Genomic DNA, 23,787 nt, shown 5'->3' on the forward strand with positions numbered 1-23,787 from the left:
ACGCTCGCCAGCACGACATCGCCGCGCGCTGGGGCGGCGACGAATTCGCCTTGCTGCTCGTCGATTGCACGCTCGAGCAGGCGCTCAGCGTGGCGGAGCGCATCCGCAGTGCGGTGGAGGTGATCGACTGCGAGCCGTTCGCGCCGGGCTTCAACGTGACCGCGAGCGTGGGCGTCGCCTGGAGTCGCGGCCGTGCGCACAGCGCGAGCCTGCGTACGCTGGTGCCGCGCGCCGACGAGGCGCTCTATCGCGCGAAACGCGAGGGCCGCAACCGCGTGCGGGCGGCGGTCGAACCCGAACCCGCGGCCTGAGCACGGCGTCGCCACGATGCTCACGGCCCTTCGCTAGGCTGCACGCATGAAGACGCTGATCGCCCTCCTCCTCGTCGCCGTTCTCGCCCTCGCCGGTTATGTGGCCGCGGGGCCGTTCCTCACCGCACGTTCGATCAGCGACGCCGTGCAGCGGGGCGACATGCGAACGCTGGAGCAGGACGTCGATTTCCCGATGGTGCGCGCGAGCGTCAAGGCGCAGCTGGAGGATTACCTAGCCCGCAAGATGGGCGACCCCTCGACGGACAGCCGACTGAAGGAGCTTGGACGCCAGGTCACTGCGACGATGACGGGCGGCGTGGTCGATGCGCTGGCGACGCCCGCGGGCATCGGCGCGATCCTGCAGGGCCGCAGCGTCGTCCGTCGCGCGATGGGCTACCCCGTCGAGCATTCGAGCGAACCGGGCGGCAAGTTCGACCCGCTGCAGGGTGCGGCCTACCACTACGAATCGGCATCCCGCTTCACCGCGACCGTGCAGAACGCGGACGGTGTGCCGGTGGTCTTCGTGTTCACCCGCGACGGCCTCAAATGGCGCGTCACCGACGTGCGCCTGCCCGTCGACGACCTCGTCAGGTCGCTGACCGGCTGACGCCCAACACCGAGATCAGGCGCGCGGCGTGTTCGCGACGCCGTGCGGAACGTGGCCCGCCGCGACGTGATCGCGCGCCGACACGATGTTGTGTTCGGAATCGTCGAAGAAGATGTCCGCACCGAAGGCTTCGAGGAACGGGCCTTTCGGGCGGCCGCCAAGGAACAGCGCTTCGTCCAGTCGGATGCCCCACTCGCGCAGCGTGCGGATTACGCGCTCGTGCGCGGGGACGCTGCGCGCGGTGACGAGCGCCGTGCGGATCGGTGCGTCGTCGCCGGTCGGGAATGCCTGCTGCAGGCGATGCAGCGCATCAAGGAACCCGCGGAACGGGCCGCCGGACAGCGGCTCGCCCGCATGTTGCAGCTCGTGTTCGGTGAACGCCGCCAGTCCGCCCTCACGCGACACGCGCTCACCTTCGTCGTCGAAGATCACCGCGTCGCCGTCGAACGCGATGCGCAGCTGATCCGGATTGCGTGCGGCCGCGGAATGCGCGGAACGCGAGGTCGACGGCAGCAACATCGCCGCGGCGATGCCGGCGTCGAGCGCGGCGCGCACATCTTCGCCATGCGCGGACAGAAAGAGATCCGTATTGAACGGGCGGATGTACGGATACGGCGGTGCGCCGTTACTGAAGGCAGCACGTCGGATCGACAGGCCGTGGTGCGCGATCGAGTTGAAGATGCGCAGGCCCGTGTCCGCCGAGTTGCGCGAGATCAGGATGACCTCGACGCGCGGCGCTTCCGGCGGTGCGCCTTCGTTGAGGCGCAGCAGCTTGCGCACCAGCGGGAATGCGATGCCCGGCGCGAGCACGTCGTTCTCGCGGCTGCGCTGGTAGTCGGCGTAGGCCTCGAGGCCCTCGCGTTCGAACAGGTCGTGCCCTTCCTCCAGATCGAACAGCGTCCTGGAGGAAATGGCGACGATCAGGGGGTCGGCATCGCGGTCGGGCATGCGCCTATTCTGCACGCGCCCGCGTCGGCCGGCCGCACCTGACAACCGGCCGACGTTCGATCAGTGCAGCTTCCCGTAGCCCTTCATGACGTCCTGCGGGCCGCCGAACTCGTCCATCTCGATGTCGTTGATGAGCTGCATGATGTCCCGCGGCGCACCGTTGGCCTGTGCCGCCTGCAGCAGGTCGCCCTTGGTCGCCGGGTACTTCACGCCGGCCAGGTAGCGCTCCACGTTCGACGGCGATTCGCCGCCCAGTCCACGCGTCATATCGATCTCCTCTCTTCGGTCAGGTATTCGGTGTGCCGTGCGTGCGGCCGTCCTCGCTGGCGCGATACAGCGCGCCTTCGCGATCGCGCGATGCCGGTTCGTCGCGTTGCTGGCGGTCGGCCTGCATGGCGGACATGCGGTCGCCCACGCTCGGCATGAGCTTCGCCGTCATCGTGTTCATCTTCGACATGGCGCCGACCTTGACGTCGCGCCCGCCCTCCGTCGCCGCCTTGAGGATGGCTTCCGCGACGTCCTCGGGTTCGATCATCGGCGTCGGCAGTTTCGGCTCTTCTGCCATGTAGTTCGCGGCATGCTGCGGATACGGCGTGTCGACAGCGGTCGGCTGGATCAGCACGACTTCGACCGGCGCCTTGTCGATCAGCTCGAGTTCGACGCGCAGCGCATCGGTGAAACCTTTCACCGCGTGCTTGCTCGCCGAGTACATGCCCTGCAGCGGGATCACGGCGTCGGAGACTTCGCTGCCGACGTTGATGAGCGCCCCGCCCTGTCGCTTGAGGTACGGCAGCGCGACGAGCGAACCGTTCACCACGCCCCAGAAGTTCGTTTCGAACAGACGGCGGCTGTCCTCGTCGCTCACCTCGTCGAGGCGGCCGTAGATCGACACGCCGGCGTCGTTGATCCATGTATCGATGCGGCCCCAGCGTTCGATCCCCTTCTGCGCCGCTTCTTCCAGTGCGCCGCGATCGGCTACATCGGCCGGGCACACGATCGCGTCGCCGCCGGTGTCGGCCAGGCCCATGCGGACTTCTTCGAGTGTTTCGCCGCTACGCGCCACGAGGACGAGCTTCGCGCCCCGTTGCGCTGCCATGAGTGCAGTGGTGAGACCGATGCCGCTGCTGGCACCGGTGATGACGATCACCTGATCGGAAACGGGTTTGAGCTGCGCCTTCATCGAGACCTCCGGATCGAGGTCTTACATCCTTGCGATGCGCGCGTTAGCGATCCGGCAAGCCGGCGTCGAGATTCGCGAAGAACTCAGCCGCTGGTGAACTGTTCGGCAAGCATGCGCTCCTCGAGATTGTGTTCGGGATCGAACAGCAACGTCACCGTGCGATCGCGGGACTCGCGAATGGTGACTTCGACAGCGTCGCGCACTTCGTGCGAATCCGCGGTGGCACTGACCGGCCGCTTCAACGGATCGAGCACGCGGAAACAGACTTCCGTGTCGGCCTTGAGCACCGCGCCGCGCCAACGACGCGGCCGGAACGCGGCGATCGGCGTGAGCGCGATGACGTTCGCGCCGAGCGGCAGGATTGGCCCGTGCGCGGAGAAGTTGTACGCGGTGCTGCCTGCGGGCGTCGCGACCAACACGCCGTCGCAGATGAGTTCTTCCAGTCGAGTCTGCCCGTTGAGATCGATGCTGAGATGCGCGGCCTGGCGCGTCTGTCGCAGCAACGACACTTCGTTGTAAGCGAGCGAGCCCACCGTTGCACCGGATTCGCTCTGCACGATCATCTCGAGCGGCCGCAGCACCGCGGGCTCGGCCTTGTGGATGCGCTCGACCAGCGCGTCCACGCGCTGATGATTCATCAAGAAGCCGACGGTGCCGAGCTTCATGCCGTACACGGGCTTGCACAAGGCCGCGTGGCGATGGAGCGTCTGCAGCATGAAGCCGTCGCCCCCCAGCGCGACGAGCACGTCCGCTTCCGCCGGCGGCGTGTCGCCGTGCACGTCGACCAGCGCCGCGCGCGCAGCCTGGGCCTCGGGGGTCGGCGCGGCGAGAAAGGCCAGCCGGGGGTTCGCTTTCAGGAGCGTGTCGGTCGCCATGACCGCAGCATAGCGGCTCGAACGTGGAGGCGTGCGAGCGCCGCAAACGAAAAGCCCGCCGCGGATGCGGCGGGCTTCGTGACAGCCTCGGCGCGGGCGAGCCGCGCCGGCACTCCCGTTACGCGGCCTGCGCGAGCTGCGCGAGACGACGGACGGCCACCGACACCGTCGGGTAATCGAGCGACTTCTGCGACGCCAGCTCCGACAGCATCGTCAGAGTGAAGCGCAGGCTCGAGTCGTCGCGCTGCAGCCAAGCCTCGACCTTGCCGTCGGCCGGCTTGCGGCCGCCTTCGGCGAGGATGTGGCCGACCAGCGCACGCTGCTGCGCGCCCAGTTCGTCACGCAGCGAACCACGGGCCAGCGCCTGCCAGCGGCTATCGACCGGCAGCGCCTCGATCTGGTCGTACAGCCACGACAAGTGCAGCGCGCTGCTGAAGGCGAAGTAGGCCTTGGTGACCTCGGCCGCCGGCAGCTTGCGGGCGTGCGCGATCTCGACGATGTCGGTGACGGCGTCGAGCAGCGGCAGCGCGGCGAGCTGCTGCGCGAGCGCCGCCGGAATGCCACGACCGCGCCAATCCGCATCGCGCTTGTCGAACGCGGCCCGCAGGTCCTTCGTCATCGCGGTCGGCAGCGCAGCACGCACCGCGCGGATACCGTCGCCGTAGCGGGCAACCGCAGCCTCGATGGCGGGAATCGCACCCGGACGCGACAGCAGCCAGCGCGTGATCGAACGCATCAGGTGCCAGATCGCCATCAGCGCATCGACCTGCGCGGCCTCGGCGACCTTGCCGTCGAGCGCGTCGATCTGCGCCCACATGTCGCGCGCTTCCAGCGCCTCGCGGGCGATGGTGTAGGCCTTCGCGATCTCCGCCGGCGTGCGGCCGGTGTCTTCCTGCATGCGCAGCACGAACGTCGCGCCCATGCGGTTGACCATCGAGTTCGTCACCGCCGTTGCGATGATTTCGCGCTTGAGGCGATGGCCGTCCATCTGCTTGGTGTACTTCTCCTGCAGCGGCTTCGGGAAGTAGCGCACCAGCTCCTTGGAGAGGTACGCATCTTCCGGCACGTCCGACTGCACGAGCTGCGGGAACAGCACCAGCTTGCTGTACGACAGCAGCACCGACAGCTCAGGACGCGTCAGGCCCTGGCCGCGCGCCTTGCGCTCCGCGAACTCGGCGTCGCTAGGCAGGAACTCGATCTGGCGATCGAGCAGGCCCTGCGATTCGAGCGTGCGGATGAAGTGCTGCTTCGAACCGAGGCGCGACACGGACATGCGCTCCATCATCGACAGCGCCTGGTTCTGGCGGTAGTTGTCGGTGAGCACCAGCGCGCCGACCTCGTCCGTCATCGACGCGAGCAGCTTGTTGCGGTCGTCGAACGTGAGCTTCCTCTGCTGCACGGCGGCGTTGAGCAGGATCTTGATGTTGACCTCGTGATCCGAGGTGTCGACGCCCGCCGAGTTGTCGATGAAGTCGGTGTTGAGCAGCACGCCATGCTGCGCCGCTTCGATGCGGCCCAACTGCGTGAAGCCGAGGTTGCCGCCCTCGCCCACCACGCGGCAGCGCAGGTCGCGACCGTCGACGCGCAACGCGTTGTTGGCGCGATCGCCGACGTCCGCATGCGTCTCGCGGCTGGACTTCACGTACGTGCCGATGCCGCCATTCCACAGCAGGTCGACCGGCGCCTTGAGGATCGCGCTCATCAGCTCGGTCGGGCTCATCGACTCGACGGCCGCATCGATGCCCAGCGCCGCCTTGATCTGCGGGCTCAGCGCGATCGACTTCGCGCTGCGCGGGAAGATTCCGCCGCCCTTGCTGATCAGCTTGGTGTCGTAGTCCTCCCAGCTCGAACGGGGCAGCTTGAACATGCGTGCGCGCTCCTTGAAGGAGATCGCGGCGTCCGGCGTCGGGTCGAGGAAGATGTGGCGGTGGTCGAACGCGGCGACCAGCAGGATGTGCTTCGACAGCAGCATGCCGTTGCCGAACACGTCGCCGGACATGTCGCCGATGCCGACGCAGGTGAAGTCGTCCTTCTGCGAATCGCGGCCCATCGCGCGGAAATGGCGCTTGACCGACTCCCACGCGCCCTTGGCGGTGATGCCCATGCCCTTGTGGTCGTAGCCGACCGAGCCGCCCGACGCGAACGCATCGTCGAGCCAGAAGCCATGCTCGCGCGCGATGCCGTTGGCGATGTCGGAGAACGTGGCCGTGCCCTTGTCCGCCGCGACGACGAGGTACGGATCGTCGTTGTCGTAACGAACCACCTCGTTCGGCGGGACGATCTTGCCGTCGACGATGTTGTCGGTGATGTCCAGCAGGCCGTTGATGAACATCTTGTAGCAGGCGATGCCTTCCGCCTGGATCGCATCGCGATCGCCACCCGCCGGCGGACGCTTCACGAAGAAGCCGCCCTTCGAGCCGACCGGCACGATCACGGTGTTCTTCACCATCTGCGCCTTCACGAGGCCGAGCACTTCCGTGCGGAAGTCCTCGCGGCGATCCGACCAGCGCAGGCCACCGCGCGCGACCGGACCGAAACGCAGATGCACGCCTTCGACGCGCGGGCCGTAGACGAAGATCTCGCGATACGGACGCGGCTTCGGCAGGTCCGGCACCTTGGCCGAGTCGAACTTGTAGCTGACGTATCCGGTATCGGCGCCGCCGCGGGCGCCCTGATAGAAGCTGGTGCGCAGCGTGGCTTCGATGACGCCCATGAAGCTGCGCAGGATGCGGTCCTCGTCGAGGCTGGACACGCGGTCCATCAGACCGAAGATGCCTTCGCGCGTCGCCTGGACCTGGCCGTCGCGCTTGCCGGCGCGGGCTTCGATTACCGGCTTCACCGCTGCCGACAGCGCGGCGTCGTCACCGGCGAGGCGCTCGAGCTGCGCCTGGAACTTCTGCATGCCGGCGCGGATCTCGGCCTTGCTCTCCTTGCCGGTGCTCGGATCGAAACGCGCTTCGAACAGCTCGACGAGCAGGCGTGCGAGCAACGGATAACGCGCGAGCGTCTGCTCCATGTAGGCCTGCGAGAACGTCACGCCGACCTGCAGCAGGTACTTGCAGTACGCGCGCAGCATCGCGACCTGACGCCACGAGAGACCCGCAGCGAGGATGAGTCGATTGAACCCGTCGTTCTCGGCCTGGCCGCGCCAGATGGCGGCGAAGGCTTCCTCGAAGTCCTGGTCGATCTCGGTGACTTCGAGCGCGCGCGGATATTCGACTTCGAAGTCCTGGATGAAGAAGACCTTGCCCGCCGCCTCGATCCGGTACGGGTGCTCCGCGATCACGCGCAGGCCCATGTTCTCCATCATCGGCAGCGCGTCGGACAGCGGGATGTCGTCGCCTTCGCGATAGAACTTGAAGCGCAGGCCACCTTCGCCCTGATGCGAGCGATACAGGCTCAGGCGCAGATCGTCGGCGCCCTGCAATGCCGCCAGATGCTCGACGTCGTTGGCAGCCACTTCCGCCGACACGTTCTCGATGTAACCCGCCGGCAGCGCGCGTCCATAGGCGTTCGCGAGCGGCAAGCCGGTGTTTTCGCCGTGGCGCGCGATCAGCGCATCGCGCAGGTCGTCGGCCCAGTTGCGCACGATCTCGGCGAGACGCGATTCGATCGCCGCGACATCGACGTCCGGCACGGTGCCGGAATGCCCGTCCGACGGCTTCGGACGCACCATGATGTGCAGCTGCGCCAGCGGCGATTCGCCGAGCTGCACCGACGAATCCACGTGCTCCGCGTTGAGCATCTCCTTGAGCATCGACTCGATGCGCAGGCGCACTTCGGTGTTGAAGCGATCGCGCGGGATGTAGACCAGCGCGGAATAGAAACGCCCGTACTTGTCGCGACGCAGGAAGATGCGGCTGCGCACGCGTTCCTGCAGGCCGAGGACGCCCATCGACGTGCGGAACAGCTCGTCTTCGCCTGACTGGAACAGCTCGTCGCGCGGCATCGATTCGAGGATGTGTCGCAGCGCCTTGCCGCTGTGGCCATCGGTCGGCAGGCCCGACTTCTCCATCACGTGTTCGTAGCGGCGACGCACGAGCGGGATGTCCCACGGGCGACGGCTGTACGCGCTCGAGGTGAACAGGCCGAGGAAACGATCCTCACGCACCGGCTTGCCGTTCTTGTCGAAGCTCAGGACGCCGATGTAGTCCATGTAGCCGCGACGGTGCACGGTGGCGCGCGCGTTGGTCTTCGTCAGGATCAGTGCGTCGACCGAACCCGAGTGCTCCATATAGTGCGCGGCCAGCGTCGACAGCGCGCGCGGCTTGCCGCGCTCCTCGCCGTGCAGCAGGCCGAGGCCCGTACCCGGCACCGCCTGCAGCACTTCCTCCTTGCCCTGCTTCGCGACTTCGTACTCGCGGAAGCCGAGGAAGGTGAAGTGGTTGTCCGCCGCCCAGCGCAGGAATTCCTGCGCTTCCTTGACGATTTCGGCCTTCAGCGGCGACTTGCGCTTGCCGAGGTCGTCGGCGACCTCGAGCATCTTCGCCTGCATCGCCTGCCAGTCGCCGACCATCGCACGCACGTCTTCGAGCACGCGACGCACCGCGCCCTCGATCTCGCTCATCGACTCCGCACTCTGGCGATCGATTTCGAGATGCATCAGCGACTCGCGCTCACCCTCGCCCACGCCGGTCACGCGGCCCGCGCGATCGCGCGCGACCTTGACCACCGGATGCCCCATCACGTGCACGGCGATGCCGCGCTCGGCCAGCGCGAGCGTCACCGAGTCGACGAGGAACGGCATGTCGTCGTTGGCGACCTGCAGCACCGTGTGCGCGGATTCCCAGCCGTTCGCCTTGAGCGTCGGGTTGAACAGGCGCACCAGCGCCGTGCCCGGCTTGCGCGTGCGCATGAAATCGAGGAAGCCGGCGGCCAGCGAGGCCCAGGCCTCCGGCGAGTGCTGCGGAAATTCGTCCGAGCTCATGCGCTTGTAGAAGACGCGCGCGAAGGCTTCGGCGAGGCCCTGCTGCGTCTTCGGCAGCGTCGCGGTCAGCGCGTTGGCGATCTGGTCGACGGCGCCGACGTCGTTGGTGCGTTTGGTGGTGCGAGTGGCGGTGCGTTTCGTGGTCATGTGAGGCGACTCCCTGTGCCGGCATCCGTACGCCGGCGTTCGGATCCTTCAAAAAGGAAACGCCGGCGCCGGCATCGCGCCCGGATGTGCATCCGGGCATCGACGCCGATTCGCCGGCGAGCTGCTCATCGCGGGCTCAGCGCAGGCCCGTCTCGTTGCGTGCGATCACGAGGCGCTGGATCTCGCTCGTGCCTTCGTAGATCTCGGTGATCTTCGCGTCGCGGAAATAACGCTCGATCGGCATCTCCTTCGAATAGCCCATGCCGCCGTGGATCTGAAGCGCCTGGTGCGTGATCCACATGGCGGCTTCCGATGCGGTGAGCTTGGCGATGGCGGCTTCATTGCTGAAGCGCGCGCCGCCCTTGTCGAACTCGCCCTTCTGCCACGCGGCGCGCAGCGTGAGCAGCAGCGCGGCGTCGAGCTTGCACTTCATGTCCGCGATCTTGGCCTGCGTCATCTGGAACGTGCCGATCGGCGCACCGAACGCCTTGCGCTCCTTGACGTAGGCGAGCGTCGCCTCATACGCGGCGCGTGCAATGCCGATGGCCTGCGACGCGATGCCGATGCGGCCGGCGTCGAGCACGCTCATCGCAATCTTGAAGCCTTCGCCTTCGGCGCCCAGCACTTCATCGGCCTGCACGACGTAGTCGTTGAACTCGATCTCGCACGTCGCCGACGCACGGATGCCCAGCTTCGGCTCGGTCTTGCCGCGGCCGAAACCGGCGCGGGTGGTGTCGATCATGAACGCGGTGATGCCGCGCGCCCCCTTGTCCGGGTCGGTCATCGCGAACAGCACGATGTACTTGGCGACCGGGCCGGACGTGATCCAGCTCTTCTTGCCGTTGACGATGTACGTGCCGTCGGTCTGCTTCGTCGCCTTGCAGCGCATCGCGGTGGCGTCGGAACCCGACTGCGGTTCCGTCAGCGCAAACGCGCCGATCTCACGGCCTTCTGCAATCGCGCGGACGTAAAGCTGCTTCTGCGCCTCGGTGCCGTACTTCAGGATGCCGTTGCAGAACAGCGAGTTGTTGACCGACATGATCGTGGAGTGCGCGGCGTCGCCGGCCGCAATCTCAATCATCGCGAGCACGTAGCTGATGGGGTCCATGCCGGCGCCGCCGTACTCGGCCGGCACCTCGATGCCCATCAGGCCGTTCTCGCCCAGCGTGCGGATGTTGTCGAGGGGGAACTCGCCCGTGCGGTCGAAGTGCTCGGCGCTCGGCGCGATCTTGTCCTGCGCGATGCGCCGCGCCACGTCCTGGATCATCAACTGCTCTTCGGTGAAGCGGAAATCCACGTCGGCACCTCGAATTGGGCGAATGACAGCAAAGCCCGCGAATTGTACCGGGATGGACGTTCCGGCCGCCTCCCCGCTTGACCCCCGCGGCCCCGCAGCCGACACTTATCGCTCTATCGCGATACGTTGATAAATAGCCCCATGGACCTCGAAGCCTGGTCGGGCCAGCTCAAGACCTTCGCCGATGCCACGCGCGTTCGCCTGCTGGCGCTGCTCGAGCACGAGGAGCTCACGGTGGCGGAGCTGTCCTCGATCACCCGCCTCGCCCAGCCGCGCGTCTCGACCCACCTCGCGCGGTTGAAGGACGCAGGCCTCGTGCGCGACCGCCGCGCCGGCGTGTCGGCCTACTACCGGTTCGACGATGAAGCGCTCGACCCGGCGCAGGCGTCGCTCTGGCGCATGCTGCGCGATGGCAGCGACGACCCCCTGCTGCGGCAGGACGCCGAACGCGTTCCGGGCGTCCTCGCGGCGCGCGCGGTCGAGCAGAACTGGGCGGACACCGTAGCCGGCGACATGGAGCGCCACTACTCGCCGGGCCGCACGTGGGAGGCGCTGGCGCGATCGGCGTTGCCCCTGATGGAGACGGGCGACGTGCTCGACATCGCGTCGGGCGACGGCGTTCTTGCCGAACTGATCGCTCCTCATTCGCGCCGTTACGTCTGCCTCGATGCGAGCAGCAAGGTCGTAATGGCCGCCTCCGAGCGCCTGCGTCGCCTCGGCAACGTCGAGGTGCACGAAGGTGACATGCATGCGCTGGCGTTCGACGACGGAACGTTCGACCTCGTCGTCCTGATGCACGCGCTGACCTACGCGGACGAGCCGGCCAAGGCCGTCGCCGAAGCCGCGCGCGTGTTGCGGCCGGGCGGTCGCCTTCTGCTCAGCAGCCTCGCGAGGCACGAGCATCGCGCGGTCGTCGAGGCCTATGGCCACGTCAATCTCGGCTTCACCGAAAAGGATCTTCAGCGTTTTGCGACCAAGGCCGGTCTGGACGTTCTCAGTAGCGGCGTCGTCACGCGCGAGCGTCGACCGCCGCATTTCGAGGTGCTTTCGATCATCGCGCGCAAGCCGGATGCGGCCGCGCGCGCAAGGAGCGCACGATGAAGACCCTGCCCTGGCTCAACCCGCAACGCGCCGAAACGCTGCAGGCACTGCTCGCCGAGCGCATCCTCGTGCTCGACGGCGCGATGGGCACGATGATCCAGCGGCACGAGCTGTCGGAAGCCGACTACCGCGGCACCCGGTTCGCGGGCGGCTTCGACGACGCACGCACGGTTGACGGTCACACGCACGGCGCCTCGTGCGGCTGCGCGCACGACCAACGCGGCAACAACGATCTGCTGAGCCTCACGCGCCCCGACATCATCGCCGGCATCCACCGCGAGTACCTGCTCGCCGGTGCGGATCTCGTGGAGACCAATACGTTCAACTCGACGTCGATCTCCCTCGCCGACTACGGCCTGTCGCATCTGGCGCGCGAGCTCAACGAAGCCGGTGCCCGCCTCGCCCGTGAGGTTTGCGACGAGGTCGAACGTACCGACGGCCGCCCGCGTTTCGTGATCGGCGTACTCGGCCCGACCAACCGCACCGCCTCGCTGAGCCCGGACGTCAATCGCCCCGGCTATCGCGCCGTCACCTTCGATGATCTGCGGAACGCCTATCGCGAAGCCGCCGATGGCCTGATCGACGGGGGCGCCGACGTGCTCATGGTCGAAACCATCTTCGACACGCTCAACGCGAAGGCCGCGCTGTTCGCGATCGAAGAAGCGTTCGACGCGCGCGGCGCGCGCCTGCCGGTGATGATCTCCGGCACGATCACCGACGCCTCGGGCCGCACGCTCTCGGGCCAGACCGCGGAAGCCTTCTGGTACTCGGTACGCCATTCGCGCCCGCTCGCGATCGGCCTGAACTGCGCGCTGGGCGCGAAGGATCTGCGTCAGCACGTCGACGTGCTCGCCCAGGTGGCCGACGCCTACGTCAGCGCGCATCCGAACGCCGGCCTGCCGAACGCGTTCGGCGGCTATGACGAGACGCCCGAGGACATGGCCGAGGTGATCGGCGAGTTCGCGCGCTCGGGCCTCGTCAATCTCGTCGGCGGTTGCTGCGGCACGACGCCCGCGCACATCGCCGCAATCGCCGCCGTCGTGCGCGCTCTCGCGCCTCGCGCGCGCCCGCAGCTGGCGAACGCCGCCTGATCGCAGGCACCTGATTCACGCGATGCCCGCCGGGCGTCGCCCGCATTGCAGACCGATGACCGAACTCTTCCGCCATACCCGCCTCGCCGGCCTCGAGCCGCTCGTCGTCACGCCGCAGACGAACTTCGTCAACGTCGGCGAGCGCACCAACGTCACCGGTTCCGCGCAGTTCAAGAAGCTGATCCTCGAGGGGCGCTATGACGAGGCCGTCGCCGTCGCGCGCCAGCAGGTGGACAACGGCGCGCAGGTCATCGACGTCAACATGGACGAAGGCCTGCTCGACTCTGAGCTGGCCATGGTCACCTTCCTCAACCTGATCGCCGCGGAGCCCGACATCGCCCGCGTGCCGGTGATGGTGGACAGCTCGAAGTTCTCGGTGATCGAGGCCGGCCTGAAATGCCTGCAGGGCAAGGGCATCGTCAACTCGATCTCGATGAAGGAAGGCGAAGCGGAGTTCCTTCGCCAGGCCGAACTCGTTCGGCGCTACGGTGCGGCGGTGGTCGTCATGGCGTTCGACGAGCAGGGCCAGGCCGATACCATCCAGCGCAAGGTCGACATCTGCTCGCGCGCCTACGAGCTTCTGACCAGCGAAATCGGTTTTCCGCCGGAAGACATCATCTTCGACCCCAACGTGTTCGCGATCGCCACCGGCATCGAGGAGCACGACGACTACGCGGTCGCGTTCATCGAAGCCACACGCGAGATCAAGCGGCGCTTCCCGTACAGCCACATCTCCGGCGGCGTCTCGAACGTCTCGTTCTCCTTCCGTGGCAACGAGCCGGTGCGCCAAGCGATCCATGTCGTGTTCCTGTACCACGCGATCCGCGCGGGCATGGACATGGGCATCGTCAACGCGGGCGCCCTGCCCCTGTACGACGACCTCGATCCGGATCTGCGTGAGCGCGTCGAGGATGTCGTGCTCAATCGACGCAAGGACGCGACGGAGCGGCTCCTCGAGATCGCGGATCGCTACAAGGGCAAGAAGGGCGAGAAGAAGACCGAGGATCTCGCCTGGCGCGAGAAGCCCGTGCGCGAACGCCTGACGCATGCGCTGGTGCACGGCATCGATGGCTTCATCGACGGGGACGTCGAGGAAGCGCGCGCGCAGTCGACGCGCCCACTCGATGTGATCGAAGGCCCGCTGATGGACGGCATGAATGTCGTCGGCGACCTGTTCGGCGCGGGCAAGATGTTCCTGCCGCAGGTGGTGAAGTCGGCGCGCGTGATGAAGAAGGCCGTGGCTTACCTGCTGCCGTATATCGAAGCCGAGAAGCTGCGCACGGGCGACACCGGCCGCTCGAACGGCAAGATCGTGCTCGCGACGGTCAAGGGCGACGTCCACGACATCGGCAAGAACATCGTCGGCGTGGTGCTCGCCTGCAACAACTTCGAAGTGATCGACCTCGGCGTGATGGTGCCGGCGCAGGTGATCCTCGATCGCGCGAAGGCCGAGAACGCGGATCTGGTCGGCCTGTCGGGCCTGATCACGCCGTCGCTCGAGGAAATGAGCCACGTCGCTCGCGAAATGCAGCGCCAAGGCCTGGAGATGCCGCTGTTGATCGGCGGCGCGACCACGTCCCGTGCGCACACCGCGCTGAAGATCGATCCGCACTACAAGGCGCCGACCGTCTGGGTGAAGGACGCCTCGCGCGCCGTCGGCGTCGCGCAGTCGCTGATTTCGATGGACCTCCGCGCGCCGTTCGTTGCGGCCAACGAGGCGGATTACGCGGAGATCCGGCAGCGTCATCGCAACCGCGGCGACGGCAAGCGGCTGGTCTCGCTCGAAAAGGCCCGCGGGCAGCGCTTCGACGGCGAGTGGGCGACGCATGTGCCAGCCGCCCCGCGCATCACGGGCCTGCACCTGTTCGACGACTACCCGCTCGCCGAGCTTGTCGAGTACATCGACTGGACGCCGTTCTTCAACACGTGGGAACTGGCGGGCCGCTACCCCGAGATCCTCGACGACGCGATCGTCGGCGTGCAGGCGCGCGAGCTCTATCGCGATGCGCGCGCGATGCTCGATCGCATCGTCAACGAGCGCTGGCTGCGTGCGAAAGCCGTGTTCGGCATCTGGCCGGCGAACGCAGTCGGCGACGACGTCGACGTGCGTCTCGTTGCGGGCACAGCGGCCGTCGACGGCCCGCGTCATGTCGCGCCAGCGGCCGACGTCGCCGACTCGACCGTTCGCCTGCACTTCCTCCGTCAGCAGGTGGACAAGCCGGCCGATCGCCCCGACTTCTGCCTCGCCGACTTCATCGCGCCACAGGGCAGCGGCCGCGAGGACTGGATCGGCGCGTTCGCCGTGACCGCTGGCCTCGGTATCGAAGAGCATGTCGCGCGCTTCGAAGCCCAGCACGACGACTACAACGCGATCCTGCTGAAGGCGCTGGCGGACCGCCTTGCCGAAGCGCTTGCCGAACGCCTGCACCAGCGCGTGCGCCGCGAGTTCTGGGGTTACGCCGCGGATGAAACGCTCGACAACGATGCGCTGATCGCCGAGCGCTACGTCGGCATCCGCCCGGCGCCCGGCTATCCGGCCTGTCCGGAGCACAGCGAGAAGTCGACGCTGTTCCGTCTTCTCGACGCGCCGACGAACGCGAACGTCGACCTCACCGAAAGCTTCGCGATGTACCCGGCGTCGTCCGTGTCGGGTTACTACTTCAGCCACCCGAAGAGCCAGTACTTCGTGGTCGGGCGCGTGTCGAAGGAGCAGGTCACCGACTACGCGCGCCGCAAGGGCGTCGACGTCGTGCGGGCCGAACGCTGGCTGGCGTCGAATCTGGACTACGATCCGGAATGACGGCGCGGGGGCGCCCGACTTTCCGATCCGCATGGACAACGCCCAGTTCCTTCTTGAGCACGCCGGTCCCGGCCGTATCGGCCTGTGCGGCGGGCGCGATGCGATCAGCCGCCTGATCCGCAAGGCGCAGGCGCCGCTGACCGAGGACGGCCATCGAAGCCTGTGGTCGCATGCCTTCCTGTTCACCGAGCGTCGCATCGACGGACGCTGGTGGGTCATCGAATCGGACCTCGACGTGCGCTATCGCCAGGTGCGTCTCGGCGCGCAGGAAAACCGGCTCGATCGCTATTTCGACGTCGAGGCGTTTCCGAACGTGGCGGTACTCGATTTCGGCCTTGACGCCGCGCAGATCGCCGCCTGCCAGACGGCCGCGCTCGACGTCGTCTCGGGCCTCGCGCACTACTCGCTACGCGAACTCGTCGGCACCCTGCTCGGCATGCACAGCACGCGCTTGCGTCGCCGCGACAACCTGCTGGCGCGCGAAGGCGCGCTGTACTGCTCGGCGCTGGTGCAGCACTGCTACGCCGCGGCGGGCATCGAACTTCTTCCGCAGGTGACCGGGAAGAACGTCACGCCGCACGATCTCGCGCAGTCGCCGCTGCCGCACAAGGCGCATCGCATCGTCCGCGATCTCGGCGTGTCGAAGATGCGGCGCGTGACGCACGAGTTGGCCGACGCGCTCGGCGTCGACTGATCGTTACCAGACGAGGTCGTCGGGCACCTGGTACTGCGGATCGCTGTACGGGTCGTCGCCGGCCGGCGCATTCGGATCGATCTTCAACGCGACCGACTGCTCGAAGATCGCTTCGGCCTGCGCGAGAACCTCGGCCGTCACGAGCACATAGCGACCGTCCAGCTGCACCACGCCGAGCTCGCCCGCGTTCAACGCGCGGAGCTGCTCGGCATTGACGTAGATGCGCTTGATCTTGCCGCCGTACGGGAAGTGACGCGCGATGTCGGCGTCCTTGTCGTTGAGCGACTTGTCCTTCAGGAATTCGGCGAGCTTGACGCGCGCCTCGCGGCGCTTGCGCGCCTCTTCCTGGCGCGCGGCTTCCGCGGCGATGCGCTCGTCCTTCTCCTTCTGCGCACGCAGCGCGTAGGCCTTGCCGAGATCGATTTCTTCCTGCGAACGCGGCTTGCGCGGCGCGTTGCCGCGATGCTCCGGCTTGCGGGCATCGGGGCGACCGCCCTTCCCCGCCGGTCGACGATCGTCGCGACGCGGCGCGCCCGGCTTGTTCGCCGGCCGGTCGTTGCGCTTTTCGGGCTTGGGGGCCGGCTTGAAGCCAAGGCCGAGGAGCTGGTCGCGAAGGCTGTCGCTCATGACGGTCGATCAGTAGTGCGGGGGCGGCGGTTCGAGGCTCGGATCGCCCGTGAGGTCCGACGCGAGGCCGGCGCGGATCTGGCGCAGTTCGTCGAGCGCGCGCTGCAGCATCATCACCAGGCGCGCGTTTTCGGCGCGCAGGTCGGCGAGCGCATCGCTCAGTTCGACCAGCGAGTGTTCCTGGAAGGCGAGCCGCGTTTCCAGTTCGACGAGACGGTCGTCGAGCGTCGATTCACTCATGCGATGACCGAGCGCCCGCGACCGATGCCGTAGTACGCGAGGCCCGCGGCTTCGACTTCGTCCGGGTGGTAGAGGTTGCGGCCATCGAACAGCACGGCGTCGGCAAGACCGGCGCGCAGGCGGCTGAAGTCGGGGCTGCGGAACTGTTTCCACTCGGTGACGACGACGAGCGCATCCGCGCCGGCAAGCGCTGCATTCGCACTGTCACACAGGACGAAATCCTCGCGATCGCCGACGATGCGGCGCGTTTCCTCGCGCGCTTCGGGGTCGTAGGCGCGAACCGTCGCGCCGGCGTCCCAGAGCTGCTGCAGCAACACGAGGCTCGACGCCTCGCGCATGTCGTCGGTATTCGGCTTGAACGCGAGGCCCCACACCGCGAACGTCTTACCGGCGACGTTGCCGCCGTAGTGACGCTCGATCAGCTCGAACAGATGCTGCTTCTGGCGCTGGTTGACCGCTTCGACGGCGTGCAGCAGTTCGGCTTCGTAGCCGACGCCATGCGCCGTGCGCGCGAGCGCCTGCACGTCCTTCGGGAAACACGAGCCGCCGTAGCCGGCGCCCGGATAGATGAAGTGCCAGCCGATGCGCGGATCGGAACCGATGCCCTGTCGCACCGCTTCGATGTCCGCGCCGACGCGCTCCGCGATGTTCGCCATTTCGTTCATGAACGAAATCTTGGTGGCGAGCATCGCGTTCGCGGCGTACTTCGTCAGCTCGGCCGAGCGCACGTCCATGACGACGATGCGTTCGTGGTTGCGATTGAACGGCGCATACAGGCGCTTCAGGCGATCGATGACGTGCGTATCGCTCGCACCGATGACGATGCGATCCGGACGCATGAAGTCGTTGACCGCGTCGCCTTCCTTGAGGAACTCCGGATTCGACGCGACGCCGAATTCGATGTCGACGCCACGTGCCTTCAGTTCACCGGCAATCGCCTTGTGCACCTTGTCGGCGGTGCCGACCGGCACCGTCGACTTGTTGACGATGATGCCGGGGCGATCCAGGTGCTGGCCGATCGTGCGCGCAACGGCGAGCACGTATTGGAGATCCGCACTGCCGTCCTCACCCGGCGGCGTGCCGACGGCGATGAAGATCACTTCGCCGCGGACGATGGCGTCCGCGGCGTCGGTGGTGAACTGCAGGCGGCCCGCGGCGTGGTTCGCACGCACCATCGGTGCCAGGCCCGGCTCGAAGATCGGGATCTCGCCGCGTTGCAGCGCGGCGACCTTGCCCGCATCGATGTCGACGCAGACGACGTCGTGGCCGACATCCGCAAGGCAGGTGCCGGTGACGAGACCGACGTAGCCGGTACCGAAGATGGTGACGCGCATCAGGCGCTCCGTTCCGCGCTAGCGATCAATGCGCGGGCGACGTGCCGGCGCCGTTCGCATTCGCGATGCCGACGAGCTCGACGTCGAACACCAGCGTCGCGTTCGGCGGGATCGGGCCACCCGGCGTACCGGTTTCGCCGTAGCCCTGCGACGCCGGAATCCACAGACGGTACTTGCTGCCGACCGGCATCAGCTGGATGCCTTCGCGCCAGCCCGGCACGACCTGCTGCAGCGGGAGCGTCGCGGCGCCACCGTGGTCTTCCGAGCTGTCGAACTTGGTGCCGTCGAGCAGCTTGCCGGTGTAGTTCACGGTCACCTGGTCGTCGGCCTTCGGCTTCGGGCCGGTGCCCTGCGTCAGCACCTGGTACTGCAGGCCGCTCGCGGTGGTCTGCACGCCGGGCGCCTTCGCGTTCTTCGCGAAGAAGGCCTGGCCTTCCTTCGCGTTCTTGCTGGCCGCCTGCATCTGATCGGCGATGCGCTTGGCCTGCAGCTTCTGCGCGAACGCTTCACGCACCTGCTGCGCCTGCTGCTCGTTCATCAGCGGCTTGCTGCCGTCAAGCGCCGCCTTCAGGCCCTTCTCGAGCGTCGGAAGATCGATTTCGTCCTTCACCTGCTTGAGCGTGTTGCCCATGTCGAGACCGATCATGTAGCTCACGCGCGCCTTTTCGTCCTTCAGACCGGGAATGGCGTTCGGGTCCTTGCTGTTGGCCGCGGCGGTGTCGGCCTTCGGCGCGTTGGCGTCCTTGTTGCAGCCGACAGCGGTGAGCAGCGCGACGGACAGCGTGCCCAGCGCCACGAGGCGCATCGGAGAAACGTTCATTCGGAATCCTCTTGGAAGCGGCGCGAGCCGCGGTCAGGGCGAGATCGAGAGCAGTTCGACATCGAAAGTGAGTGCGGAGTTCGGACCGATCTGCTCGCCCGCACCCTTCTCACCGTACGCCAACTGCGACGGAATCCAGAAACGGTACTTCGCGCCGACCGGCATCATCGACAGGCCTTCGGTCCAGCCCGGAATCACCTGGTTGAGCATGAACTCCACCGGCTGGCCGTTCTTGTACGAGCTGTCGAACACGGTGCCGTCGAGCAGCTTGCCTTCGTAGTTCACACGGACGCGGTCGGTCGTCTTCGGACGCGCGCCCGAACCCTGGCGCAGCACCATGTACTGCAGGCCGGACGGCGTCGTGAACACGCCCTTCTTCGTCTTGTTCTCGATGAGGAATTTCTCGCCCGCTTCCTTGTTGGTGCCGGCCTGCGCCGCGCGCTTGGCTTCGATCTTCTGCTTCATCGCCGTGGTGAACTCGGTGCGCACGGCATTGCGCGTGGCTTCGTCGAGCACCGGCTCCTGACCGGCGAGAAGACCGGCAAGCGCCTGGAACACCAGCGGGAAATCGACTTCGTTCTTGATCGACGTCAGCGACGGGCCGAGGTCGGCGGCGACGAGGCGCGACACTTCGACCTTCGACACTTCCGGCACCGGGCCCTGCGTCGGCTGGCCGCGACGCGCGGCGATGCGCTGCATCAGCGCCTGGTTGAGCTTGGCAGCCTTCTCGCGATCGACCTGCGGGATCTTGCCGGCGTTGAGTTCCTCGACGCCCGCGCGGAACGCGTTGATGTCGAAGTCCGGCGCGATCGGCTTGAGCATCTGCGACAGATCGAACGCAACGACATAGCTCGCCTTCTGGCGCGGGGTGACCAGCGACTGCGCGCTGATGGTCGACGTCGACGCCGCAGCGGCCGGAGCGGGCTTGGCCGAGGCCTTCGGCGCTGGAGGAGCCGCGAACGCGACGGTGGCGGTCGAGGCGAGCAGCGCGGCGAGGCCGCGTGCGAACAGGTTCATTGCACGACTCCAGGTGCGGGCGCCGGATCGGCGCGAGGGGCCGTATTGTCACGGCCCGTCCTGAACCGGGCAAATCGGAGAGCGGCCGTATGCCATCAGTTGGGCATGGGGTTGTTGACGCTGGCCGAATCGGTGTTATAGTTGCCTACAACACCGGTCTACCAACGAGGAGGTTTGCCATGTACCGCAGGCTCCGTACTAGCCTGAACGCGCTCGTGGTCACGGCGGCCCTGTGCGCGACCGGCGCATTCGCCGCCGCGTCGATGCCGTTCGCGCCCGCCGCCCAAGCGGTGACTGCCCCGGCTGTCGCCGCCGCGGTCAGCGTTCCCCACAAGATCAGCCACACCAACCGCATCCGCCACGCGCTGGCGATGCCCTATTTCTCCTTCCTGCCGAGGGGCTGATCCATGGCCGCCATCCAATGGAGCGACGGCGCTCCCATCTACCGCCAGCTGAAGGAGCGAGTCATCGCGATGATGCTCGACGGACTTCTCAAGCCGGGCGATCCGCTGCCCTCCGTGCGCCAGGTCGCCGCGGAGTACCAGCTCAACCCCATCACCGTGTCGCGGGCCTACCAGGAGCTCGCCGACGAATCTCTGGTCGAAAAACGCCGAGGACTGGGCATGTACGTCACCGAAGAAGCCGCGAGGAAGCTGCTGGTCAACGAACGCGACCGTTTCCTCAATGAGGAATGGCCCCAGGTGATGGAACGCATTGCTCGCCTCGGGCTGAAGCTCGAGGAACTCATGGCCGCCGGCCGTAAGGAAGGCACGCAATGAACGCCCAGGTTGCTCCGTCCTCTCCTGCCCCGGTGGTGCGTGCCCGCAACCTCCGCAAGGGCTACAAGAACAAGCTGGCCCTCGACGGCGCGACGTTCGAGATCCCGGCGGGCCGCATCGTCGGCCTGATCGGTCCGAACGGCGCCGGCAAGACCACCGCCCTCAAGGCGATGCTCGGCCTGATCCCGTTCGACGGCGAACTCAGCGTGCTCGGCCGCAACCCCTGCACGCAGCGCGACGACCTGATGCAGGACGTCTGCTTCATCGCCGACGTCGCCGTGCTGCCGCGCTGGATCCGCGTCAAGGAAGCGATCGAGTTCGTCGCCGGCGTGCATCCGCGCTTCGACATGGCCAAGTGCGAGCGTTTCCTCGCCGGCACGCAGCTCAAGCCGAACCTCAAGGTTCGCGAGATGTCGAAGGGCATGATCGTGCAGCTGCATCTCGCACTGGTCATGGCCATCGACGCCAAGCTGCTGGTGCTCGACGAACCGACGCTCGGCCTCGACATCCTCTACCGCAAGCAGTTCTACCAGCGCCTGCTGGAGGACTACTTCGACGAGGAGAAGACGATCATCGTCACCACCCACCAGGTCGAAGAGATCGAGCACATCCTCACCGACGTGCTGTTCATCCGCGACGGCAAGATCACGCTCGACGCCGCCATGGACACGCTCGGCGAGCGCTACACCGAAGTGCTGGTCGACGGTGCGCATCTCGACGCCGCCCGCGCACTGAAGCCGATCGATGAACGTGCACTTCCGTTCGGCAAGACCGTGATGCTGTTCGACGGCGTTCCGGAAGCCCAGCTCGCCACGTTCGGGGAAACCCGCACGCCCGGCCTGGCCGACCTGTTCGTCGCCACGATGAAGGGGACCTACGCATGAACGCCATGACCGACACGATGCCGCGCGCGAAAGTCGCCGCGCCGCATGCCACGCACAAGTTCAAGCTGCTGCTCAAGCGCGAGTTCTGGGAGCACAAGGGCGGGTTCTTCTGGGCGCCCTTCATTGCCGGCGGCGTGTTCCTGCTGCTGTCGCTGATGGGCATGATCACGGCCGAGGTCGCCAAGAGCCGCGCCGCGGGTCAGGACATCGACATCAACGGCGCACACGTGCAGGTCGGCGCGCTGGATCTCTCGAAGCTGACGCAGCATCTCAGCGCCGAGGATCTCCGCCAGTTCGGCGGCGCCATCGACCTCACGTTGCTGATGTCGGCCGGCATCCCCTTCATCGTGCTGGGGTTCGTCGTCTTCTTCTACGCGCTCGGCTCGCTGTACGACGATCGCCGCGACCGCAGCGTGCTGTTCTGGAAGTCGATGCCGCTGTCTGATTCGCAGACGGTGCTGTCCAAGCTCGCCAGTGCCACGCTGGTCGCGCCGGGCCTTGCCGCCCTCGCCGGCATCGCGACGATGCTCGTCCTGATGGTGATGCTCAGCCTGTTCGTGCTGATCCACGGTGGCAACCCGAGCACGCTGCTGTGGGGTCCTGCGAGTCCGCTGTCGGTCGCCGCGACGTTCGTCGCCGGCATCCCGGTCTACGCGGCTTGGGCGATGCCGACCGTGGGCTGGCTGATGCTCTGCTCGGCCTGGGCGCGCAGCAAGCCGTTCCTCTGGGCGCTGGTCGTGCCGGTCTTCGTGGGCATCTTCGTCAGCTGGTTCGATCTGCTGCACATGTTCAACCTGGACACCGCGTGGTACTGGCAGCACATCTTCCTGCGCCTGCTGGGCAGCACGTTCCCGACCATGCTCGGCGCGGCGGCGAACCTGGACACGATGCAGGTGCACGGCCCTGAAGACATCGCTGGCCTGGCCTCCGTCCGCTCGCTCTACTCGCTGTTTGCCACACCGTCGATGTGGGTGGGCATCGTTGCAGGCCTGGCGATGATCGTGGCCTCCATCCGCCTCCGCCGGTGGAGGGATGAGGGGTGAGAGCGGCCCGCTCACGCGGCACTGCCGCGTGGGCCGCTCGAACGCCCGGCGCACTGCGCCGGGCCGGGCGACGAAACTCCCGCCACCCGCCTCATTTTCCAACCCGCATGTCTCCCGAGGACCCCGTCATGAAGACTCTCCACAGCGCCCTCCTCGCCACCGCGCTCGTCGCCAGCCTCACCGCCTGCCAGCAGCAGAACCCGCAGCCCGCGACGAAGTCGACCTCGACCACCGGCGTCGGCGACGGCATCGGCGACGGCATCGGCGACGGCGTCGGCGATTCGGTGGACCGTGCGATGGACCAGGCACGCGTCAAGCTCGAGAAGGAGAACGTCAAGCTCACCGAGAACGGTCGCCATGCGGAGATCACGCCGCAGGGCGACCTGATCATCGACGGCAAGACGATCACGGTGAACGCCGAGCAGCGTCGCTTGCTGCTCGAGCACCGCGCCCACATCCTCGAGATCGCCGGCGCTGGCATGGATATCGGCAAGGAAGGCGCCCGCATGGCCGGCCGTGCCGTGACCGAGGCGATCACCGGCATCTTCAGTGGTGACACCGACCGCATCCATGATCGTGTGGAAGCGCAGGCGCAGGGCATGAAGAAGGCGGCCGCCGCCCTCTGCGACAAGCTGCCGGCGATGTACGCATCGCAGCAGCGTCTCGCCGCCGCGATTCCGGAATTCGCACCGTTCGCGAAGATGAAGTCGACCGAGCAGGACAAGTGCCACGCCGACATCAATTCGGATGACGAGTCGGACTCCGACACGGATGCCGGTTCGAAGGGCGATTCGGGGAACGAGGCGGAAACCGCAGCCAATGCGGCCGCGAAGCCGGCCTGATCCTCAACGATCGCTTGGATACCTCAACGCGCCGTCATTGACGGCGCGGTGTTGTTTTCGGGGCTGAAAAGTTTCGCGCGAGGAAGTGGCCGCGACGAGCTAGTCGGGTGAGTCGGCAACGGCTCTGGTGGCCGCGCGGGTTGCCGGGCGATGCAGCGTGACCACGCTGTGCGACTTGGCCGAACCAAGCTCTCGCGTCGTCAGGTGCCATTGCTGAGGCAAC

22 protein-coding genes are annotated in these 23,787 nt (G+C 67.0%); 11 read left to right on the forward strand and 11 right to left on the reverse strand.

Going from position 1 to position 23,787, the window contains the following annotated elements:
• Positions 1-311, forward strand: a 311-nt coding sequence (locus EVS83_RS04800; protein ID WP_133499893.1) for a GGDEF domain-containing protein, incomplete at its 5' end; no start/stop codon positions are given.
• 46 nt (positions 312-357) lie between these two features.
• Positions 358-918 (forward strand): DUF2939 domain-containing protein, encoded by a 561-nt coding sequence (locus EVS83_RS04805; RefSeq protein WP_133499894.1) that lies wholly within the window; start codon positions 358-360, stop codon positions 916-918.
• A gap of 15 nt (positions 919-933) precedes the next feature.
• Here the strand turns inward: EVS83_RS04805 and EVS83_RS04810 are convergent, their stop codons facing one another.
• From EVS83_RS04810 to EVS83_RS04835, 6 genes are all read right to left on the reverse strand, one after another.
• Complete coding sequence (locus EVS83_RS04810) at positions 934-1,866, reverse strand: 5'-nucleotidase (RefSeq protein WP_133499895.1); 933 nt, start codon at positions 1,864-1,866, stop codon at positions 934-936.
• Between the two features lie 60 nt (positions 1,867-1,926).
• Positions 1,927-2,133, reverse strand: a complete 207-nt coding sequence (locus EVS83_RS04815) for a DUF2795 domain-containing protein (protein ID WP_133499896.1) — start codon at positions 2,131-2,133, stop codon at positions 1,927-1,929.
• Between the two features lie 19 nt (positions 2,134-2,152).
• On the reverse strand, positions 2,153-3,046 hold the full coding sequence (locus tag EVS83_RS04820) for an SDR family oxidoreductase (RefSeq protein ID WP_133499897.1): 894 nt from the start codon (positions 3,044-3,046) through the stop codon (positions 2,153-2,155).
• An 83-nt stretch (positions 3,047-3,129) separates the two neighbouring features.
• Positions 3,130-3,903, reverse strand: a complete 774-nt coding sequence (locus tag EVS83_RS04825) for an NAD kinase (RefSeq protein ID WP_133500008.1) — start codon at positions 3,901-3,903, stop codon at positions 3,130-3,132.
• 136 nt (positions 3,904-4,039) lie between these two features.
• Positions 4,040-8,995 (reverse strand): NAD-glutamate dehydrogenase, encoded by a 4,956-nt coding sequence (locus EVS83_RS04830; RefSeq protein ID WP_133499898.1) that lies wholly within the window; start codon positions 8,993-8,995, stop codon positions 4,040-4,042.
• Between the two features lie 136 nt (positions 8,996-9,131).
• Positions 9,132-10,316 carry an acyl-CoA dehydrogenase family protein gene (locus EVS83_RS04835; protein WP_342774927.1) on the reverse strand — a complete coding sequence of 395 codons (1,185 nt, stop codon included), beginning with the start codon at positions 10,314-10,316 and terminating at the stop codon, positions 9,132-9,134.
• Between the two features lie 117 nt (positions 10,317-10,433).
• Between EVS83_RS04835 and EVS83_RS04840 the strand changes: the two genes are divergently transcribed.
• Genes EVS83_RS04840 through EVS83_RS04855 form a run of 4 tightly spaced genes read left to right on the forward strand, consistent with a single transcriptional unit; the run spans position 10,434 to position 15,978 of the window.
• Positions 10,434-11,393 (forward strand): ArsR/SmtB family transcription factor, encoded by a 960-nt coding sequence (locus EVS83_RS04840; protein WP_133499900.1) that lies wholly within the window; start codon positions 10,434-10,436, stop codon positions 11,391-11,393.
• Positions 11,390-12,484 (forward strand): homocysteine S-methyltransferase family protein, encoded by a 1,095-nt coding sequence (locus EVS83_RS04845; protein ID WP_133499901.1) that lies wholly within the window; start codon positions 11,390-11,392, stop codon positions 12,482-12,484. Before EVS83_RS04840 ends, EVS83_RS04845 begins: the two co-directional genes overlap by 4 nt.
• A gap of 55 nt (positions 12,485-12,539) precedes the next feature.
• Positions 12,540-15,284, forward strand: coding sequence for a methionine synthase (gene metH / locus EVS83_RS04850; RefSeq protein WP_133499902.1), 2,745 nt, complete (start codon positions 12,540-12,542; stop codon positions 15,282-15,284).
• A 31-nt stretch (positions 15,285-15,315) separates the two neighbouring features.
• Positions 15,316-15,978: a hypothetical protein gene (locus tag EVS83_RS04855; RefSeq protein ID WP_133499903.1), complete on the forward strand. Its 663-nt coding sequence runs from the start codon at positions 15,316-15,318 to the stop codon at positions 15,976-15,978.
• Positions 15,979-15,981: 3 nt separating this feature from the next.
• On the opposite strand, the gene EVS83_RS04860 is transcribed toward EVS83_RS04855, so the two are convergent.
• The 5 genes from EVS83_RS04860 to bamJ are packed head-to-tail and all read right to left on the reverse strand — an operon-like array spanning position 15,982 to position 20,016.
• Positions 15,982-16,605 (reverse strand): DUF2058 domain-containing protein, encoded by a 624-nt coding sequence (locus tag EVS83_RS04860; RefSeq protein ID WP_133499904.1) that lies wholly within the window; start codon positions 16,603-16,605, stop codon positions 15,982-15,984.
• Between the two features lie 9 nt (positions 16,606-16,614).
• Positions 16,615-16,845, reverse strand: coding sequence for a SlyX family protein (locus EVS83_RS04865; protein ID WP_133499905.1), 231 nt, complete (start codon positions 16,843-16,845; stop codon positions 16,615-16,617).
• Positions 16,842-18,179 (reverse strand): UDP-glucose dehydrogenase family protein, encoded by a 1,338-nt coding sequence (locus tag EVS83_RS04870; RefSeq protein WP_133499906.1) that lies wholly within the window; start codon positions 18,177-18,179, stop codon positions 16,842-16,844. The genes EVS83_RS04865 and EVS83_RS04870 overlap by 4 nt, the downstream gene beginning before the upstream one ends.
• Before the next feature lie 25 nt (positions 18,180-18,204).
• Complete coding sequence (locus EVS83_RS04875; protein ID WP_133499907.1) at positions 18,205-18,999, reverse strand: FKBP-type peptidyl-prolyl cis-trans isomerase; 795 nt, start codon at positions 18,997-18,999, stop codon at positions 18,205-18,207.
• Between the two features lie 33 nt (positions 19,000-19,032).
• Entirely contained in the window at positions 19,033-20,016 is a 984-nt protein-coding gene (bamJ, locus tag EVS83_RS04880; protein WP_133499908.1) for a BamJ family beta-barrel-assembly machinery protein, read from the reverse strand.
• Positions 20,017-20,195: 179 nt separating this feature from the next.
• On the opposite strand from bamJ, the gene EVS83_RS04885 reads away from it, so the two are divergent.
• From EVS83_RS04885 to EVS83_RS04905, 5 genes are all read left to right on the forward strand, one after another.
• A complete protein-coding gene (locus tag EVS83_RS04885) occupies positions 20,196-20,420 on the forward strand; it encodes a hypothetical protein (RefSeq protein WP_133499909.1) in 225 nt (74 codons plus the stop codon).
• A 3-nt stretch (positions 20,421-20,423) separates the two neighbouring features.
• Positions 20,424-20,795, forward strand: a complete 372-nt coding sequence (locus EVS83_RS04890) for a GntR family transcriptional regulator (RefSeq protein ID WP_133499910.1) — start codon at positions 20,424-20,426, stop codon at positions 20,793-20,795.
• Positions 20,792-21,679: an ABC transporter ATP-binding protein gene (locus tag EVS83_RS04895; RefSeq protein ID WP_133499911.1), complete on the forward strand. Its 888-nt coding sequence runs from the start codon at positions 20,792-20,794 to the stop codon at positions 21,677-21,679. The genes EVS83_RS04890 and EVS83_RS04895 overlap by 4 nt, the downstream gene beginning before the upstream one ends.
• 17 nt (positions 21,680-21,696) lie before the next feature.
• The gene (locus tag EVS83_RS04900) at positions 21,697-22,722 is read left to right on the forward strand and encodes a hypothetical protein (protein WP_133500009.1); all 1,026 of its coding nucleotides are present in this window, start codon (positions 21,697-21,699) and stop codon (positions 22,720-22,722) included.
• 128 nt (positions 22,723-22,850) lie between these two features.
• Complete coding sequence (locus EVS83_RS04905; RefSeq protein WP_166636806.1) at positions 22,851-23,564, forward strand: DUF2884 family protein; 714 nt, start codon at positions 22,851-22,853, stop codon at positions 23,562-23,564.
• The last annotated feature ends 223 nt before the right edge of the window (positions 23,565-23,787 follow it).

Origin of the sequence: Cognatilysobacter terrigena (assembly GCF_004361065.1) — a bacterium.
In the GTDB taxonomy this organism is placed as follows: Bacteria; Pseudomonadota; Gammaproteobacteria; order Xanthomonadales; family Xanthomonadaceae; genus Cognatilysobacter; species Cognatilysobacter terrigena.

Coding starts and splice junctions, on each gene's coding strand:
- EVS83_RS04830 (WP_133499898.1), bottom strand. CDS start 8,995: ATGACCACGAAACGCACCGCCACTCGCACCACCAAACGCACCAACGAC.
- EVS83_RS04895 (WP_133499911.1), top strand. CDS start 20,792: ATGAACGCCCAGGTTGCTCCGTCCTCTCCTGCCCCGGTGGTGCGTGCC.
- EVS83_RS04865 (WP_133499905.1), bottom strand. CDS start 16,845: ATGAGTGAATCGACGCTCGACGACCGTCTCGTCGAACTGGAAACGCGG.
- EVS83_RS04900 (WP_133500009.1), top strand. CDS start 21,697: ATGCCGCGCGCGAAAGTCGCCGCGCCGCATGCCACGCACAAGTTCAAG.
- EVS83_RS04875 (WP_133499907.1), bottom strand. CDS start 18,999: ATGAACGTTTCTCCGATGCGCCTCGTGGCGCTGGGCACGCTGTCCGTC.
- EVS83_RS04870 (WP_133499906.1), bottom strand. CDS start 18,179: ATGCGCGTCACCATCTTCGGTACCGGCTACGTCGGTCTCGTCACCGGC.
- EVS83_RS04805 (WP_133499894.1), top strand. CDS start 358: ATGAAGACGCTGATCGCCCTCCTCCTCGTCGCCGTTCTCGCCCTCGCC.
- EVS83_RS04840 (WP_133499900.1), top strand. CDS start 10,434: ATGGACCTCGAAGCCTGGTCGGGCCAGCTCAAGACCTTCGCCGATGCC.
- EVS83_RS04890 (WP_133499910.1), top strand. CDS start 20,424: ATGGCCGCCATCCAATGGAGCGACGGCGCTCCCATCTACCGCCAGCTG.
- EVS83_RS04810 (WP_133499895.1), bottom strand. CDS start 1,866: ATGCCCGACCGCGATGCCGACCCCCTGATCGTCGCCATTTCCTCCAGG.
- EVS83_RS04905 (WP_166636806.1), top strand. CDS start 22,851: ATGAAGACTCTCCACAGCGCCCTCCTCGCCACCGCGCTCGTCGCCAGC.
- metH (WP_133499902.1), top strand. CDS start 12,540: ATGACCGAACTCTTCCGCCATACCCGCCTCGCCGGCCTCGAGCCGCTC.
- EVS83_RS04815 (WP_133499896.1), bottom strand. CDS start 2,133: ATGACGCGTGGACTGGGCGGCGAATCGCCGTCGAACGTGGAGCGCTAC.
- EVS83_RS04820 (WP_133499897.1), bottom strand. CDS start 3,046: ATGAAGGCGCAGCTCAAACCCGTTTCCGATCAGGTGATCGTCATCACC.
- EVS83_RS04860 (WP_133499904.1), bottom strand. CDS start 16,605: ATGAGCGACAGCCTTCGCGACCAGCTCCTCGGCCTTGGCTTCAAGCCG.
- EVS83_RS04845 (WP_133499901.1), top strand. CDS start 11,390: ATGAAGACCCTGCCCTGGCTCAACCCGCAACGCGCCGAAACGCTGCAG.
- EVS83_RS04855 (WP_133499903.1), top strand. CDS start 15,316: ATGGACAACGCCCAGTTCCTTCTTGAGCACGCCGGTCCCGGCCGTATC.
- bamJ (WP_133499908.1), bottom strand. CDS start 20,016: ATGAACCTGTTCGCACGCGGCCTCGCCGCGCTGCTCGCCTCGACCGCC.
- EVS83_RS04885 (WP_133499909.1), top strand. CDS start 20,196: ATGTACCGCAGGCTCCGTACTAGCCTGAACGCGCTCGTGGTCACGGCG.